The following is a 16,945-nucleotide window of genomic DNA, read 5'->3' as shown; positions in this document are numbered from 1 at the left end:
CCGTCGGTGCAGGCATCGTCTCCTCGATCATCGAGTAATGAATTTGACTGGCGGTTACGCCGCCAGTCTGGCATTCTGCCGATCAGGCAACACAATGCCGCATAGGGGTATAGCTCAGTTGGTAGAGCGACGGTCTCCAAAACCGTAGGTCGCGGGTTCGAGCCCTGCTGCCCCTGCCATTTTATAACGGGTGCTCATGGCTTGACTATGGGCGCCCGTTTTCTATATTATAAGTTAGGCGGCAATCTTTGCCGCCTTACCTTTTCGACGGTGGCGCAGGCTTCGGCAAGGCGACGTCGTTGAAAATGATAATTCCCTGCGGGATTTGTTGGCCGGGTAGGGAAGGATCGCCGCCGCACGATTGGATGGTGCGCCGAGTGATATTCGCAAGGATCGGATTTCCGATAAGCCTGTATGGTATTCTTTTAACCTTTGGGCTTGTTTTTTTCGGGAATCGATTCTATGTAGCGTCAACAGACACGCGGCGCGTGGGGCTGAATTTTCAGCTTTGCGTGCCGTATACGCGTGACTTCAGGCTTCTGATTCGTTTCGACGGGTTGGGGTTTGGGGGTAGCGCCGGATCAATGACAGAGCGGCAGATGGCATCCAAAACGAATCCGATCACCTTTTTTCAGCAGGTTCGCGCCGAAACGGCGAAGGTGACCTGGCCTACACGGCGTGAAACGGTCATCTCCACCATTATGGTGGTGATTATGGCGTTTCTGGCTGCCGCGTTCTTTTTTCTTGCCGACCAGCTTATGGCCTATGGCGTAGAATTTATTCTCGGCCTTGGTCGATAAGTTAGGATTGGGGAGTTTTTAGATGACGGCGCGCTGGTACATCGTTCACGCCTATTCCAATTTCGAAAAGAAGGTCGCCGAGGATATCGAAGCCAAGGCGAAGCAGAAGGGTCTGTCCGAGCTGATCGAGCAGATCGTTGTGCCGACCGAGAAGATCGTTGAAGTGCGCCGCGGCCGCAAGGTTGACGCAGAGCGCAAGTTCTTCCCGGGTTACGTGCTGGTTCGTGCAACCCTCACGGATGCCGTCTTCTCGCTTATCAAGAATACCCCGAAAGTCACTGGTTTCCTTGGCGATTCCAAGCCTGTTCCGGTTTCCCAGAAGGAAGTCGACCAGATTCTGAACCAGGTTCAGGATGGCGTCGAGCGTCCAAAGACTTCGGTATCCTTCGAGATTGGCGAAAACGTTCGCGTTTCCGATGGTCCGTTCGCTTCGTTCAACGGCATCGTTCAGGAAGTCGACGAAGAACGTGCGCGTCTCAAGGTTGAGGTTTCCATCTTCGGGCGCGCAACGCCTGTGGATCTGGAATACGGTCAGGTCGACAAGCTCTGATCGTTTTGCCCGCAAGGGCATTCACCCTGACCGAATTTCGGGCGGGGTGAAATGGTGGAAGGGAAGGCGGCTTAGCCGGTCGTCGAGCTCCGAACCACCGAACTGCCCGCCAGTTCAGCTGGCGTCAGTCGAGAGCCGGAATTTCCGGCATTAATCGAGAAAGCCGGATTTTCCGGCAAATTAAAAAGGCAGAAAGCAATGGCTAAGAAAATTGCAGGCCAGCTTAAGCTCCAGGTAGCGGCAGGTGCGGCCAATCCGTCGCCCCCGATCGGTCCGGCCCTGGGTCAGCGCGGCATCAACATCATGGAATTCTGCAAGGCGTTCAACGCTGCCTCGCAGGAAATGGAAAAGGGTTCGCCGATTCCAGTCGTGATCACCTATTATCAGGACAAGTCTTTCACTTTTGTGATGAAGACCCCTCCGGTGACCTACTTCCTCAAGAAGGCCGCTAACCTCAAGTCCGGTTCGAAGACCCCGGGCAAGGCGAGCGCCGGCACGATCTCCCGCGACAAGGTTCGCACGATCGCTGAAGCGAAGATGAAGGATCTGAACGCCGCTGATATTGAAGCAGCGATGCGCATGATCGAAGGTTCTGCCCGTTCGATGGGCCTGGAAGTGGTGGGCTGAGACGATGGCGAAGATTTCCAAGCGCATTAACAAGATCCGTGAAGGCGTCGATCGCAACAAGCTGTACGATCTGTCGGCTGCTATCGGCCTCGTCAAGGAACGTGCTGTCGCCAAGTTCGATGAAACCATCGAAATCGCGATGAACCTCGGCGTCGATCCGCGCCACGCTGACCAGATGGTTCGCGGCGTTGTCAACCTGCCGAATGGCACGGGCCGTACGGTTCGCGTTGCTGTTTTCGCTCGCGGCGACAAGGCTGAAGAAGCCAAGAAGGCTGGCGCCGACATCGTCGGTGCGGAAGAACTGTTCGAAATCGTCAATGGCGGCAAGATCGACTTCGATCGCTGCATTGCAACCCCGGACATGATGCCGCTCGTTGGCCGTCTTGGTAAGGTTCTCGGCCCGCGTGGCATGATGCCGAACCCGAAGGTTGGCACCGTCACCACCGACGTTGCAGCCGCTGTTGCTGCTTCCAAGGGCGGTGCAGTCGAATTCCGCGTCGAGAAGGCTGGTATCATCCATGCCGGTATCGGCAAGGTTTCCTTCGACAATGCCAAGCTCGAAGAAAACATCAAGGCTTTCGCTGACGCCGTCATCAAGGCAAAGCCGTCGGCTGCCAAGGGTGAATACGTCAAGCGCGTATCGCTTTCCTCGACCATGGGCGTTGGCGTCAAGGTCGATCCGGCAACCGTCAAGGTCGTCGCCTAAGTTTTCATGGGCTCCGGTTCGCCGGAGTCCAAGCCTTTCCGGTTGGGGAGGCGTGGCTGCCAGCCAGTCCTGTAAAGCAGGGCGAAAGGCAAAAATTCCGGATCGCAAGATCCGGATAGCCGGACGAAAGTCCGGTTATCCTGTCCGAGATTGCAGGCGGATCATCATCTTCGGATGATTGTCCTTAAACATGTGGCCTGCATGAGACGTGGAATAACCCTGTTTCGCGTGAATACGCATGCAAGGTTTGAACCGTAGTTGCCTTTGAGTGACGCCTGGCTTCCAGGATAGCTGAAGGGGACAGGATCCTCGAACGTCGGGCTGACTGTGAAGTTCGTCCGGCAAAGGCAACCGGCAGGGCCATGTGGTCCTGCCTACTGGAGAGAGACAGTGGATAGAGCGGAAAAACGCGAATTTGTCTCGTGGCTGAACGGCGCTTTTAAAGAGTCCGGTTCGGTCGTCGTGGCCCACTATACCGGTCTCACCGTTGCGCAGATGAGCGATCTTCGCTCGAAGATGCGTGATGCAGGTGGGTCCGTTAAAGTCGCGAAAAACCGCCTTGCCAAGATCGCTCTTCAGGGCACGGAATCGGAAGGCATTTCTGATCTGTTTACAGGTCAGACGGTTGTTGCTTATGCAAACGACCCGATTGCTGCTCCGAAAGTAGCCGTCGAATTCGCCAAGGCTAACGACAAGCTCGTTATCCTCGGTGGTGCAATGGGTGCAACGACGCTTAACGCCGATGGCGTCAAGTCGCTTGCTTCGCTCCCATCGCTCGACGAACTGCGCGCAAAGCTGGTTGGAATGATCCAGACCCCGGCTCAGCGTCTCGCAGTACTTACCAGCGCACCAGCGGGCCAGATCGCTCGCGTTATTGGCGCGCACGCCCGGAAGAACGAGGCGGCGTAAGGCCGTTTTTCGCTGTCAATTGTTCAAACCTTGAAACTAAGGAAATACCAAAATGGCTGATCTCGCAAAGATCGTTGACGACCTGTCGGCACTGACCGTTCTCGAAGCTGCAGAGCTTTCGAAGCTTCTCGAAGAGAAGTGGGGCGTTTCGGCTGCTGCTCCTGTTGCAGTTGCTGCTGCTGGTGGCGCTGCTCCGGCTGCTGCTGCTGAAGAAAAGACCGAATTCGACGTCGTTCTCGCTGACGGCGGCGCTAACAAGATCAACGTGATCAAGGAAGTGCGCGCAATCACCGGTCTCGGCCTCAAGGAAGCCAAGGACCTGGTCGAAGGCGCTCCGAAGGCTGTCAAGGAAGGCGCTTCGAAGGACGAAGCTGAGAAGATCAAGGCACAGCTCGAAGCTGCTGGCGCCAAGGTCGAACTCAAGTAAGTTCGGACTATTCTGGCGGATGGTTTTCCATCCGCCAGTTCCCGCCGGACTTTCCTGGTGGGTCGGATAACTGGAACCCTTTTCCTGAGTGCCGGAACGGCTTTCAGGAAACGGGTTTTAGCCCGTTAAGAGCGCCGCGTGCCGGTAACGATGCGGAAGGCAGCTCTGGAAAGTTTGCACATGATCCTTTTCGATCCATCCGATCTGAAGGGGCCGATCTGAAGGATCATGTGCTCGAAGGACCGCCGAAGGGCGGCGCATGATAAAGGCCGCAAGGCGTGAGCAAGCCGCAAGGCTATAGAACGAGGAGCGACGATGGCTCAGACCCATTCATTCAATGGTCGCAAGCGCGTACGCAAATTTTTCGGCAAGATCCCAGAGGTCGCCGAGATGCCGAACCTTATCGAGGTTCAGAAGGCATCTTACGACCAGTTCCTTATGGTTGAAGAACCATCCGGTGGGCGTTCTGACGAGGGTTTGCAGGCGGTTTTCAAGTCTGTTTTCCCAATTCAGGATTTCTCCGGCGCTTCAATGCTCGAATTCGTTCGCTACGAGTTCGACGCACCAAAATTCGACGTTGACGAATGCCGTCAGCGCGATCTGACGTATTCGGCGCCACTCAAGGTGACGCTGCGTCTTATCGTGTTCGATATTGACGAAGATACCGGCGCGAAGTCGATCAAGGACATCAAGGAGCAGGATGTCTACATGGGCGATATGCCGCTCATGACCGACAACGGCACCTTCATCGTCAATGGCACCGAGCGCGTGATCGTTTCGCAGATGCACCGTTCGCCGGGCGTCTTCTTCGACCACGACAAGGGCAAGACCCATTCTTCGGGCAAGCTCCTGTTCGCCGCGCGCGTCATCCCTTACCGCGGTTCCTGGCTCGATATCGAGTTCGATTCCAAGGACATCGTCTACGCACGTATCGACCGCCGCCGGAAGCTGCCGGCCACCACGCTGCTGATGGCTCTCGGCATGGACGGCGAAGACATTCTGTCGACGTTCTACAAGACTGTCACCTATACGCGTGACGGCGACAACTGGCGCATTCCGTATTCGGCTGACCGCTTCAAGGGCATGAAGATCATCTCCGATCTCATCGATGCGGACACCGGTGAAGTCGTTCTTGAAGCTGGCAAGAAGCTGACCGCCCGTTCGGCCAAGCAGCTTGCTGAAAAGGGCCTCAAGGCCATCAAGGCGACGGAAGACGATCTGTTCGGTTCGTATCTTGCGGAAGATGTCGTCAATTACGCAACCGGCGAGATTTATCTCGAAGCTGGTGACGAAATCGACGAGAAGGTCCTCAAGACTCTGATCGACACCGGCGAGACGGAAATCAACGTCCTCGACATCGATCATATCAACATCGGTGGCTACATCCGCAACACGCTGGCTGTCGACAAGAACGAAAGCCGTCAGGAAGCCCTGTTCGACATCTATCGCGTCATGCGTCCGGGCGAACCGCCTACGATGGATTCCGCCGAAGCGATGTTCAACTCGCTGTTCTTCGACGCTGAGCGCTACGACCTTTCGGCTGTCGGTCGCGTCAAGATGAACATGCGTCTGGATCTCGACGCGGAAGACACCGTGCGCGTTCTGCGCAAGGAAGACATCCTGGCCGTGGTCAAGATGCTGGTGGAACTGCGCGACGGTCGCGGCGAAATCGACGACATCGACAATCTCGGCAACCGCCGTGTGCGTTCGGTCGGCGAACTGATGGAAAATCAGTATCGCGTCGGTCTGCTCCGTATGGAGCGCGCGATCAAGGAACGTATGTCCTCGATCGAAATCGACACGGTCATGCCGCAGGATCTGATCAACGCGAAGCCGGCTGCTGCAGCCGTGCGCGAGTTCTTCGGTTCCTCGCAGCTGTCGCAGTTCATGGATCAGACCAACCCGCTTTCGGAAATCACCCACAAGCGCCGTCTCTCGGCTCTTGGACCGGGCGGTCTGACCCGCGAGCGCGCTGGCTTCGAAGTCCGCGACGTGCATCCGACCCACTATGGCCGTATCTGCCCGATTGAAACGCCGGAAGGTCCGAATATCGGTCTGATCAACTCGCTTGCAACTTTTGCCCGCGTCAACAAGTACGGCTTCATCGAAAGCCCGTACCGCAAGGTTGTCGACGGCAAGGTAACGAACGACGTTGTTTATCTGTCGGCGATGGAAGAAGCCAAGCACTCGGTTGCGCAGGCTAACGTCGAGCTGGACGAGCGGGGCGGTTTCGTTGACGAATTCGTCATCTGCCGTCATGCAGGCGAAGTGATGATGGCTCCGCGTGAAAACGTGGATCTGATGGACGTGTCGCCGAAGCAGCTCGTTTCGGTTGCTGCGGCTCTCATCCCGTTCCTTGAAAACGACGACGCCAACCGCGCTCTCATGGGCTCGAACATGCAGCGTCAGGCTGTGCCGCTCGTTCGCGCTGAAGCGCCGTTCGTCGGTACGGGCATGGAAGCTGTCGTTGCGCGTGACTCCGGTGCCGCTATTGCAGCACGCCGTGGCGGTGTGGTCGATCAGGTTGACGCAACGCGTATCGTTATCCGTGCGACTGAAGATCTCGATCCGTCCAAGTCGGGCGTCGATATCTATCGCCTGATGAAGTTCCAGCGTTCGAACCAGAACACCTGCATCAATCAGCGTCCGCTCGTACGCGTTGGCGATCCCATCCAGAAGGGTGACATCATCGCTGACGGTCCGTCGACGGATCTGGGCGATCTGGCTCTCGGCCGTAACGTGCTCGTCGCGTTCATGCCGTGGAACGGCTACAACTACGAAGATTCGATCCTTCTTTCCGAGAAGATCGTTTCGGACGACGTGTTCACTTCGATCCATATCGAGGAATTCGAAGTAGCTGCCCGCGACACCAAGCTTGGACCTGAGGAAATCACTCGCGACATTCCGAACGTTTCGGAAGAAGCGCTGAAGAATCTCGACGAAGCCGGTATCGTGTACATCGGTGCCGAAGTGCATCCTGGCGACATTCTTGTCGGCAAGATCACGCCGAAGGGTGAAAGCCCGATGACGCCGGAAGAGAAGCTCCTACGCGCCATCTTCGGTGAAAAGGCATCGGACGTCCGTGACACCTCCATGCGTATGCCGCCCGGAACCTACGGTACGGTTGTGGAAGTTCGCGTTTTCAATCGCCACGGCGTTGAAAAGGACGAACGCGCCATGGCTATCGAACGCGAGGAAATCGAGCGTCTCGCCAAGGACCGTGACGACGAACAGGCTATCCTGGATCGCAACGTCTATGGCCGTCTTGCCGACATGATCGATGGCAAGGTCGCTGCAGCGGGTCCGAAGGGCTTCAAGAAGGGCTCGACGATCACCCGTGAACTGATGACCGAATATCCGCGGTCGCAGTGGTGGCAGTTTGCTGTCGACGACGAGAAGCTCCAGGGCGAACTCGAAGCTCTGCGTGGCCAGTATGACGAATCCAAGAAGCTGCTCGAAGCACGCTTCATGGACAAGGTCGAGAAGGTACAGCGCGGCGACGAGATGCCTCCAGGCGTCATGAAGATGGTTAAGGTCTTTGTCGCTGTGAAGCGCAAGATCCAGCCAGGCGACAAGATGGCTGGCCGTCACGGCAACAAGGGTGTGGTTTCCCGCATTCTGCCAGTCGAGGACATGCCGTTCCTCGAAGACGGTACGCATGCCGACATCGTGTTGAACCCGCTTGGCGTTCCGAGCCGTATGAATGTGGGCCAGATTCTGGAAACCCACCTCGGCTGGGCATGCGCTGGCATGGGCAAGAAGATCGGTGAGCTCATCGACGTTTATCGCAAGACGGCCAATATTGAGCCGCTGCGCGATACACTGGAGCACATCTATCCGGACAACGACCGCAACGAACCGGTCCGGTCTTATGACGACGATTCCGTCCTCATGCTGGCCAACCAGGTGAAGCGCGGCGTGTCGATCGCAACGCCGGTCTTCGACGGTGCGGTGGAAGCCGACATCAACGCGATGCTGACGGATGCGGGTCTTGCAACGTCTGGTCAGTCGACGCTTTACGATGGCCGTACGGGTGAGCCGTTCGACCGTCAGGTGACCATGGGCTACATCTATATGTTGAAGCTCCACCACCTGGTCGACGACAAGATCCACGCTCGTTCGATCGGACCTTACTCGCTCGTTACGCAGCAGCCTCTGGGCGGCAAGGCCCAGTTCGGTGGCCAGCGCTTCGGCGAAATGGAGGTCTGGGCTCTGGAAGCATACGGTGCGGCTTACACGCTGCAGGAAATGCTGACCGTCAAGTCGGACGACGTGGCAGGCCGTACCAAGGTCTACGAAGCGATCGTGCGCGGCGACGATACGTTCGAAGCAGGCATTCCGGAGAGCTTCAACGTTCTCGTAAAGGAAATGCGTTCGCTCGGTCTCAATGTCGAGCTGGACGATACACGCGACGAACAGCAGCAGGCCCTGCCTGACGCAGCGGAATAAAGCTCAAGGGCGCGCCACGGTATTGCCGCGGCGCGCCCGTATAATCGTTTCCAGAATATGCGGAACACGGTTCCGCACCGGAAACGAAACTACGGCAAGCCAGTTCATAACTGCGTAGTACCGCGATTTCTTTTCAGGATGGCAAGGATTTTCAGCTTGTCATCGACGACACAGGGCGACGGATCGCCCTCAAGGAGAACGGCATGAACCAAGAGGTCATGAATCTTTTCAATCCTCAGGCTCCGGCACAGACGTTCGATTCCATCAGAATCTCGATTGCCAGCCCTGAGAAGATTCTGTCCTGGTCATACGGCGAGATCAAGAAGCCGGAGACGATCAACTACCGCACGTTCAAGCCTGAACGCGATGGTCTCTTCTGCGCGCGCATCTTTGGCCCGATCAAGGACTATGAATGCTTGTGCGGCAAGTACAAGCGTATGAAATACAAGGGCATCATCTGCGAAAAGTGCGGCGTGGAAGTCACGCTCTCGCGCGTTCGTCGCGAGCGCATGGGCCACATCGAACTCGCAGCCCCGGTTGCCCACATCTGGTTCCTGAAGTCGCTGCCGAGCCGTATCGGCACGCTCCTGGACATGACGCTCAAGGATATCGAGCGCGTCCTGTACTTCGAGAACTACATTGTTACCGAACCGGGCCTGACCTCGCTGAAGGAGCATCAGCTTCTTTCGGAAGAGGAATACATGATCGCCGTCGATGAATTCGGCGAAGATCAGTTCACGGCTCTCATTGGTGCTGAAGCTATCTACGAGCTTCTGGCTTCGATGGAACTCGAAAAGATTGCCGCCGATCTGCGCGTCGATCTGGCCGAGACCACCTCGGACCTGAAGCAGAAGAAGCTGATGAAGCGTCTGAAGATCGTCGAAAACTTCCTGGAGTCGGGAAACCGCCCGGAATGGATGATCATGAAGATCGTTCCGGTTATTCCGCCGGATCTGCGTCCGCTCGTGCCGCTGGATGGCGGTCGTTTCGCGACGTCGGATCTGAACGATCTCTATCGCCGCGTCATCAACCGTAACAACCGTCTGAAGCGCCTGATCGAACTGCGCGCACCGGGCATCATCATCCGTAACGAAAAGCGCATGCTGCAGGAAGCTGTGGACGCGCTGTTCGATAACGGCCGTCGTGGTCGCGTCATCACCGGTGCTAACAAGCGTCCGTTGAAGTCGCTGTCCGACATGCTCAAGGGCAAGCAGGGTCGCTTCCGTCAGAACCTGCTCGGCAAGCGCGTCGACTATTCCGGTCGTTCGGTCATCGTGACCGGTCCGGAACTCAAGCTGCACCAGTGCGGCCTGCCGAAGAAGATGGCGCTCGAACTGTTCAAGCCATTCATCTACGCACGTCTTGACGCCAAGGGTTACTCCTCGACCGTCAAGCAGGCGAAGAAGCTGGTTGAAAAGGAACGTCCGGAAGTCTGGGATATCCTCGACGAAGTGATCCGTGAGCATCCGGTTCTTCTGAACCGCGCGCCTACGCTGCACCGTCTTGGTATCCAGGCCTTCGAACCCACGCTGATCGAAGGCAAGGCTATCCAGCTGCATCCGCTCGTTTGTACGGCGTTCAACGCCGACTTCGACGGTGACCAGATGGCTGTTCACGTTCCGCTGTCGCTCGAAGCCCAGCTTGAAGCACGCGTGCTGATGATGTCGACCAACAACATCCTGCATCCTGCCAACGGCGCACCGATCATCGTTCCTTCGCAGGACATGGTTCTCGGCCTCTATTATCTGTCCATCGTGGCAGACAAGGAGCCGGGCGAGGGCATGATGTTCGCCGATATGGGCGAGCTGCAGCATGCGCTTGAGAACAAGGTCGTCACGCTGCACACCAAGATCAAGGGCCGTTTCAAGACGGTCGATGCCGAAGGCAAGCCTGTGTCGAAGATCTACGACACGACGCCTGGCCGCATGATCACCGGTGAGCTGCTGCCGAAGAACGTCAACGTGCCTTTCGATATCTGCAATCAGGAGATGACCAAGAAGAACATCTCCAAGATGATCGATCACGTCTACCGCCATTGCGGTCAGAAAGAGACGGTTATCTTCTGCGATCGCATCATGCAGCTCGGCTTCGCGCATGCCTGCCGTGCAGGCATTTCCTTCGGCAAGGATGACATGGTCATTCCGGATACGAAGGCGAAGATCGTTGCCGACACCGAAGCGCTTACGACCGAATACGAACAGCAGTACAATGACGGCCTGATCACTCAGGGCGAAAAGTACAACAAGGTCGTCGACGCCTGGGGTAAGGCAACCGACAAGATCACCGAAGAGATGATGGCGCGCCTGAAGGCCGTCGAATTCGATCCGGTGACCGGTCGCCAGAAGCAGATGAACTCGGTCTACATGATGTCGCATTCGGGTGCCCGTGGTTCGGTCAACCAGATGCGTCAGCTGGGCGGCATGCGTGGCCTTATGGCCAAGCCGTCAGGTGAAATCATCGAAACCCCGATCATCTCGAACTTCAAGGAAGGCCTGACCGTTAACGAGTACTTCAACTCGACCCACGGTGCCCGTAAGGGTCTGGCAGACACCGCCTTGAAGACTGCTAACTCGGGCTACCTGACCCGTCGTCTCGTTGACGTTGCACAGGATGCGATCATTTCGGAAGTCGATTGCGGCGCCGAAATCGGTCTCACCATGCAGCCGATCGTCGATGCCGGCCAGATCGTGGCTTCGATTGGCCAGCGCGTTCTGGGCCGTACGGCTCTCGATCCGATCCTGCATCCGACCACCGGCGAAGTCATCGTCGAGGCTGGCCGCATGATCGAGGAAAAGGACGTCGAGATCATCGAGAAGGCTGCCATCCAGTCGATCCGCATCCGCTCTGCCCTGACCTGCGAAACCCGCAACGGCGTTTGCGCCAAGTGCTATGGTCGCGACCTTGCACGCGGTACTCCGGTCAACCAGGGCGAAGCTGTCGGCGTTATCGCCGCTCAGTCGATCGGCGAGCCGGGCACTCAGCTCACCATGCGTACCTTCCACCTTGGCGGTACCGCACAGGTTGTTGACAGCTCGTATCTCGAAGCTTCGTACGAAGGCACCGTCAAGCTGCGTAACCGCAATGTGGTTCGCAACTCCGATGGCAACCTCGTGGTGATGGGCCGTAACATGGCTGTGCTGATCCTCGACAATACGGGCAAGGAACGTGCGGTCCATCGCGTGACCTACGGTTCGCGTCTGTTCGTTGATGAGGCCGACACGGTTAAGCGCGGTCAGCGTATTGCCGAGTGGGATCCGTACACCCGTCCGATCATGACCGAAGTTGAAGGCTACGTTGAGTTCGAAGATCTCGTCGATGGTCTCTCGGTTTCGGAATCGGCTGACGAGTCGACCGGTATCACCAAGCGCGTCGTTATCGACTGGCGTTCTACCCCTCGCGGTTCGGACCTCAAGCCTGCCATGGTCATCAAGGACAAGGCTGGCAAGATCCTGAAGCTGTCGAAGGGTGGCGATGCCCGCTTCATGCTCTCCGTGGAATCGATCCTTTCGGTCGAGCCGGGCGCGCATGTTAAGGCTGGTGACGTTATCGCCCGTCTGCCGATGGAAAGCGCCAAGACCAAAGACATCACCGGTGGTCTGCCGCGCGTTGCGGAACTGTTCGAAGCACGTCGTCCGAAGGACCATGCCGTCATCGCCGAGATCGATGGTACCGTTCGTTTCGGTCGCGACTACAAGAACAAGCGTCGCATCATCATCGAGCCGAACGACGACACGATCGAGCCGGTCGAGTACCTCATTCCGAAGGGCAAGCCGTTCCATCTTCAGGACGGTGACGTCATCGAAAAGGGTGAGTACATCCTCGACGGCAACCCGGCACCGCATGACATTCTGGCGATCAAGGGCGTCGAAGCTCTGGCTTCGTACCTCGTGAACGAAATCCAGGAAGTCTATCGTTTGCAGGGCGTTTTGATCAACGACAAGCACATCGAAGTGATTGTCCGTCAGATGCTGCAGAAGGTGGAAATCACGGAATCCGGCGATACCGGTTACATTCCGGGCGACCACGTCGACCGCATCGAGCTGGAAGAGATCAACGAACGTCTTATCGAAGAAGGCAAGAAGCCGGGTTCCGGCAATCCTGTCCTCCTCGGTATCACCAAGGCTTCGCTGCAGACGCCTTCGTTCATCTCGGCTGCGTCGTTCCAGGAGACGACCCGCGTGCTTACCGAAGCTGCGGTTGCCGGCAAGATGGACACGCTGCAGGGTCTCAAGGAAAACGTCATCGTCGGCCGTCTCATTCCGGCCGGTACTGGCGGCATGACCAACCAGATCCGTCGCATCGCAACTGCACGCGACGAGCTGATCATCGATGAGCGCCGCAAGTCTTCGGGTTCTACCGAAGCCAATGCAATGCTGGTCGATATGACCAACAACGCTGCCGAGTAAGATCGATAGATATGAAACTGAAAAAGGCCGCCTTTCGAGGCGGCCTTTTTGTATTTCGATATTTCCTGCAAAAGCGGGTGCGGCTTGATGCTGGATAAAAAAATGCCGGTCGGAACCGGCACTTTCTTCTGATGCTTATTCTTCTTCTTCGTCGTCGCCGTCGAATTCGATCAGCGCGACTTCGCCGCTGAGCGCGGTGGCCCAGGCACTCTTGTGCGGCTCTTCTTCCGGTTCTTCGGTCAGCGTGCCCATCTCGAGAAGCTCGGCTTCATGGTAGCCTTCTTCGGCAAGAATGCTGAGGACCGTCTGGACGAGATCTTCATTCTCGTCTGATTTCAAAAGCAGGTGCACTTCTACCGGAGATTCTTCACCTTCATTCCAGACGTCAGCAATGACGAGATGGACGGTTGGCGAATCGTCGCCGGCTGTTGGGGATGTGGAAGACATTGAGAAACCCTTAATATTCTGTTGCGTTTCGACACAGATGTGCTTCAATAACCTTTACCAAGTGGCTGCGCCATGCTTGCATAGGAAAATGACGGTTTTGATCGCGAAATATTAGCGAATAGACGTCAAATGCGGCGCAATAACCTGTCCGGGCGAAGCCAAAACGCTGGTTTCGGACCGTCCATTGAAGAAACTTGAGCCGCTGCCCTTGACGAAACGTCGCTAAAGACGTATCAGCACCCCATCTGAGCCGATGTGAGACAAGCTTTTTCGGGGCGACGCGCCCTGAAGTTCATCTCAAACAGGGTTCGTTTTACGATCGAAATGCAACTTGCCGTTCGCATGAAGCGTCAGCTTCCTCTGCTTTTGTTCGGGGTGGTCACCGGTTGTCGTGACTTGTCCCGAATTCGTGCATCAGCATGGCGGTGAAACGGCCCGTATGGGCGTGGATACGAGATTTTTTATAGAGGAAGGTTGTATGCCAACCGTAAACCAGCTTATCCGCAAGCCGCGCATTGCGCCGGTAAAGCGTAATAAGGTTCCTGCACTGCAGGCAAACCCTCAGAAGCGCGGCGTTTGCACCCGCGTTTACACGACGACCCCGAAGAAGCCGAACTCGGCTCTCCGTAAGGTTGCCAAGGTTCGTCTGACGAACGGCTTCGAAGTCATTGGTTATATCCCTGGTGAAGGGCATAACCTGCAGGAGCACTCCGTCGTCATGATCCGCGGCGGTCGTGTAAAGGACTTGCCGGGTGTGCGTTACCACATCATCCGCGGCGTTCTCGATACCCAGGGTGTCAAGAACCGCAAGCAGCGCCGTTCGAAGTACGGTGCAAAGCGTCCGAAGTAAGATTTTCCGGGGATACCGGCCGCCAGAAGGCGAGCTGAGCCCGATGTAATTGAAAGAAGAGACGAAATGTCCAGACGCCATAAGGCTGAGAAGCGTGAGATCAATCCGGATCCGAAGTTCGGCGATCTCGTTATCACGAAGTTCATGAATGCAGTCATGCTTCATGGCAAGAAGTCGGTTGCTGAAAGCATCGTTTACGGTGCGCTCGATGTAATCGAAGCCAAGGCCAAGTCCGAGCCGGTCGCGCTGTTCCATCAGGCGCTCGACAATGTAGCTCCGCACATCGAAGTCCGTTCGCGCCGCGTTGGTGGTGCAACCTATCAGGTTCCGGTTGATGTGCGTCCAGAACGCCGCCAGGCACTTGCCATCCGTTGGCTCATCAATGCTGCTCGTGGCCGTAACGAGACGACGATGATCGATCGTCTTTCCGGTGAGCTGCTTGACGCTGCTAACAACCGTGGTTCTGCTGTGAAGAAGCGTGAAGACACGCACCGCATGGCTGAAGCCAACCGCGCCTTCTCGCATTACCGCTGGTAATCGTCGAAACCTATTCAAAGAGCGACTATCATGGCCCGCGAATATAAAATCGAAGACTACCGCAATTTCGGTATCATGGCTCACATCGACGCCGGTAAGACGACGATGACCGAGCGCATTCTGTTCTATACCGGTAAGAACCATAAGATCGGCGAAACCCACGATGGTGCGTCGACCATGGACTGGATGGAGCAGGAGCAGGAACGCGGTATCACCATCACGTCCGCTGCCACGACCACGTTCTGGCAGGGTCAGGATGGCAAGAAGCGCCGCTTCAACATCATCGACACGCCGGGCCACGTTGACTTCACGATTGAAGTTGAACGTTCGCTCCGCGTTCTCGACGGCGCAATTGCACTGCTCGATGCCAACGCTGGCGTCGAGCCTCAGACCGAAACCGTGTGGCGTCAGGCTGAAAAGTACCACGTCCCGCGTATGGTCTTCGTCAACAAGATGGACAAGATCGGTGCCGATTTCTACCGTTGCGTAGAAATGGTCGGTTCGCGTCTTGGCGCAGTAGCACTTCCGGTTCAGCTGCCGATCGGCGCTGAAAACGAGTTCGAAGGCGTCATCGACCTGATCGAAATGAAGGCTCTGACCTGGGATGGCACGATCGGCGCAGCTGCGACCGTTGGTGAAATTCCTGAGCACCTCAAGGATCAGGCTGAAGAATACCGCGAAAAGCTCATCGAGCTGGCTGTGGAAATCGACGAAGCTGCCATGGAAGCTTACCTCGAAGGCACGATGCCTACGAACGAACAGCTCCGTGCGCTGATCCGTAAGGGCACCATCGAGGTCAAGTTCCACCCGATCCTTTGCGGTACCGCGTTCAAGAACCGTGGCGTTCAGCCGCTTCTGGACGCTGTTGTGGAATTCCTTCCGGCTCCGACCGACGTGCCAGCGATCAAGGGCATCGACGTCAAGACGGAAACCGAAACCACCCGTGAATCTTCGGATGAAGCACCGCTTTCGATGCTCGCGTTCAAGATCATGAACGACCCGTTCGTTGGTTCGCTGACCTTCGCTCGTATCTACTCGGGCAAGCTGACCAAGGGCGTTTCGCTCGAAAACACCGTCAAGGGCAAGCGTGAGCGTATCGGCCGTATGTTGCAGATGCACTCCAACAGCCGTGAAGACATCGAAGAAGCCTTTGCAGGCGACATCGTTGCTCTGGCTGGCCTCAAGGAAACCACCACTGGCGATACGCTCTGCGATCCGCTGAAGCCGGTTATCCTCGAGCGCATGGAATTCCCGGATCCGGTTATCGAAATCGCTATCGAGCCGAAGACCAAGGCCGACCAGGAAAAGATGGGCATTGCGCTCAATCGTCTGGCTGCCGAAGATCCTTCTTTCCGCGTCAAGTCGGACGAAGAATCCGGTCAGACCATCATCGCCGGCATGGGCGAACTTCACCTCGACATTCTCGTCGATCGCATGAAGCGCGAATTCAAGGTTGAAGCCAACGTCGGTGCCCCGCAGGTTGCTTACCGTGAATCGATCACCCGTCAGGCTGAAATCGATTATACCCACAAGAAGCAGTCGGGTGGTTCGGGTCAGTTCGCTCGCGTTAAGATCATCTTCGAACCGCATGATGGCGACGATTTCATCTTCGAATCGAAGATCGTCGGCGGCTCGGTTCCGAAGGAATACATTCCGGGTGTCCAGAAGGGTATCGAAAGCGTCATGGGTGCAGGCCCGCTGGCTGGCTTCCCGATGCTCGGCGTGAAGGCCACCCTGATCGACGGCGCATACCATGACGTTGACTCGTCTGTTCTCGCCTTCGAAATCGCGTCCCGTGCAGCGTTCCGTGAAGGTGCGCAGAAGGCAGGCGCTCAGCTCCTCGAGCCGATCATGAAGGTCGAGGTTGTCACGCCGGAAGATTACGTTGGTGACGTTATCGGCGATCTGAACTCGCGTCGCGGTCAGATTTCCGGCACCGAAGCCCGCGGCATCGCCACGGTCGTCAATGCAAATGTTCCACTCGCCAACATGTTTGGTTACGTGAACAACCTGCGTTCGATGTCCCAGGGCCGTGCACAGTACACGATGCAGTTCGACCATTATGAGCCGGTTCCGACGGCGGTCGCACAGGAAATCCAGAAGAAGTTTGCGTGACCTAAGGGTCACGCTCCCAATTAAAAGAATGCCTGAGCAGGCTAAATTTACGGAGAGCTCAAATGGCAAAGAGTAAGTTTGAACGTACGAAGCCCCACGTTAACATCGGCACGATTGGTCAC

General features: G+C 56.6%; 12 protein-coding genes and 1 tRNA gene. 12 read left to right on the top strand and 1 reads right to left on the bottom strand.

Annotation, left to right across the window (positions count from 1 at the left end; translation table 11 throughout):
- Positions 1–103: 103 nt before the first annotated feature.
- From CES86_RS04980 to rpoC, 9 genes are all read left to right on the top strand, one after another.
- Positions 104–179: transfer RNA gene (locus tag CES86_RS04980), tRNA-Trp, on the top strand.
- Between the two features lie 420 nt (positions 180–599).
- Complete coding sequence (gene secE / locus CES86_RS04975) at positions 600–800, top strand: preprotein translocase subunit SecE (RefSeq protein ID WP_002964376.1); 201 nt, start codon at positions 600–602, stop codon at positions 798–800.
- 22 nt (positions 801–822) lie between these two features.
- Positions 823–1,350, top strand: a complete 528-nt coding sequence (nusG, locus tag CES86_RS04970; protein ID WP_006467043.1) for a transcription termination/antitermination protein NusG — start codon at positions 823–825, stop codon at positions 1,348–1,350.
- 198 nt (positions 1,351–1,548) lie between these two features.
- Complete coding sequence (rplK, locus tag CES86_RS04965; protein WP_010659903.1) at positions 1,549–1,977, top strand: 50S ribosomal protein L11; 429 nt, start codon at positions 1,549–1,551, stop codon at positions 1,975–1,977.
- A gap of 4 nt (positions 1,978–1,981) precedes the next feature.
- Positions 1,982–2,683: a 50S ribosomal protein L1 gene (gene rplA / locus CES86_RS04960; RefSeq protein ID WP_010659904.1), complete on the top strand. Its 702-nt coding sequence runs from the start codon at positions 1,982–1,984 to the stop codon at positions 2,681–2,683.
- Positions 2,684–3,073: 390 nt separating this feature from the next.
- Positions 3,074–3,592 carry a 50S ribosomal protein L10 gene (gene rplJ, locus CES86_RS04955; RefSeq protein ID WP_010659905.1) on the top strand — a complete coding sequence of 173 codons (519 nt, stop codon included), beginning with the start codon at positions 3,074–3,076 and terminating at the stop codon, positions 3,590–3,592.
- Between the two features lie 52 nt (positions 3,593–3,644).
- On the top strand, positions 3,645–4,019 hold the full coding sequence (gene rplL, locus CES86_RS04950; RefSeq protein WP_010659906.1) for a 50S ribosomal protein L7/L12: 375 nt from the start codon (positions 3,645–3,647) through the stop codon (positions 4,017–4,019).
- Between the two features lie 315 nt (positions 4,020–4,334).
- On the top strand, positions 4,335–8,468 hold the full coding sequence (gene rpoB, locus CES86_RS04940) for a DNA-directed RNA polymerase subunit beta (RefSeq protein ID WP_010659907.1): 4,134 nt from the start codon (positions 4,335–4,337) through the stop codon (positions 8,466–8,468).
- A gap of 203 nt (positions 8,469–8,671) precedes the next feature.
- Positions 8,672–12,874, top strand: coding sequence for a DNA-directed RNA polymerase subunit beta' (gene rpoC, locus CES86_RS04935; protein WP_012091907.1), 4,203 nt, complete (start codon positions 8,672–8,674; stop codon positions 12,872–12,874).
- Positions 12,875–13,009: 135 nt separating this feature from the next.
- Here rpoC and CES86_RS04930 read toward each other — a convergent pair whose 3' ends face one another.
- A complete protein-coding gene (locus CES86_RS04930; protein ID WP_094513796.1) occupies positions 13,010–13,369 on the bottom strand; it encodes a hypothetical protein in 360 nt (119 codons plus the stop codon).
- Positions 13,370–13,799: 430 nt separating this feature from the next.
- Here CES86_RS04930 and rpsL point away from each other — a divergent pair, with 430 nt between their 5' ends.
- The 3 genes from rpsL (at position 13,800) to fusA (ending at position 16,823) form a co-directional block, all read left to right on the top strand.
- Positions 13,800–14,171: a 30S ribosomal protein S12 gene (gene rpsL, locus CES86_RS04925; protein ID WP_006471111.1), complete on the top strand. Its 372-nt coding sequence runs from the start codon at positions 13,800–13,802 to the stop codon at positions 14,169–14,171.
- Between the two features lie 66 nt (positions 14,172–14,237).
- Complete coding sequence (gene rpsG / locus CES86_RS04920; RefSeq protein WP_010659910.1) at positions 14,238–14,708, top strand: 30S ribosomal protein S7; 471 nt, start codon at positions 14,238–14,240, stop codon at positions 14,706–14,708.
- 30 nt (positions 14,709–14,738) lie between these two features.
- Positions 14,739–16,823: an elongation factor G gene (gene fusA, locus CES86_RS04915; RefSeq protein WP_010659911.1), complete on the top strand. Its 2,085-nt coding sequence runs from the start codon at positions 14,739–14,741 to the stop codon at positions 16,821–16,823.
- Positions 16,824–16,945 lie beyond the last annotated feature (122 nt).

Source organism: Brucella lupini (assembly GCF_002252535.1).
Lineage (GTDB): Bacteria > Pseudomonadota > Alphaproteobacteria > Rhizobiales > Rhizobiaceae > Brucella > Brucella anthropi.
This window is presented reverse-complemented; position numbering and strand designations above follow the sequence as displayed.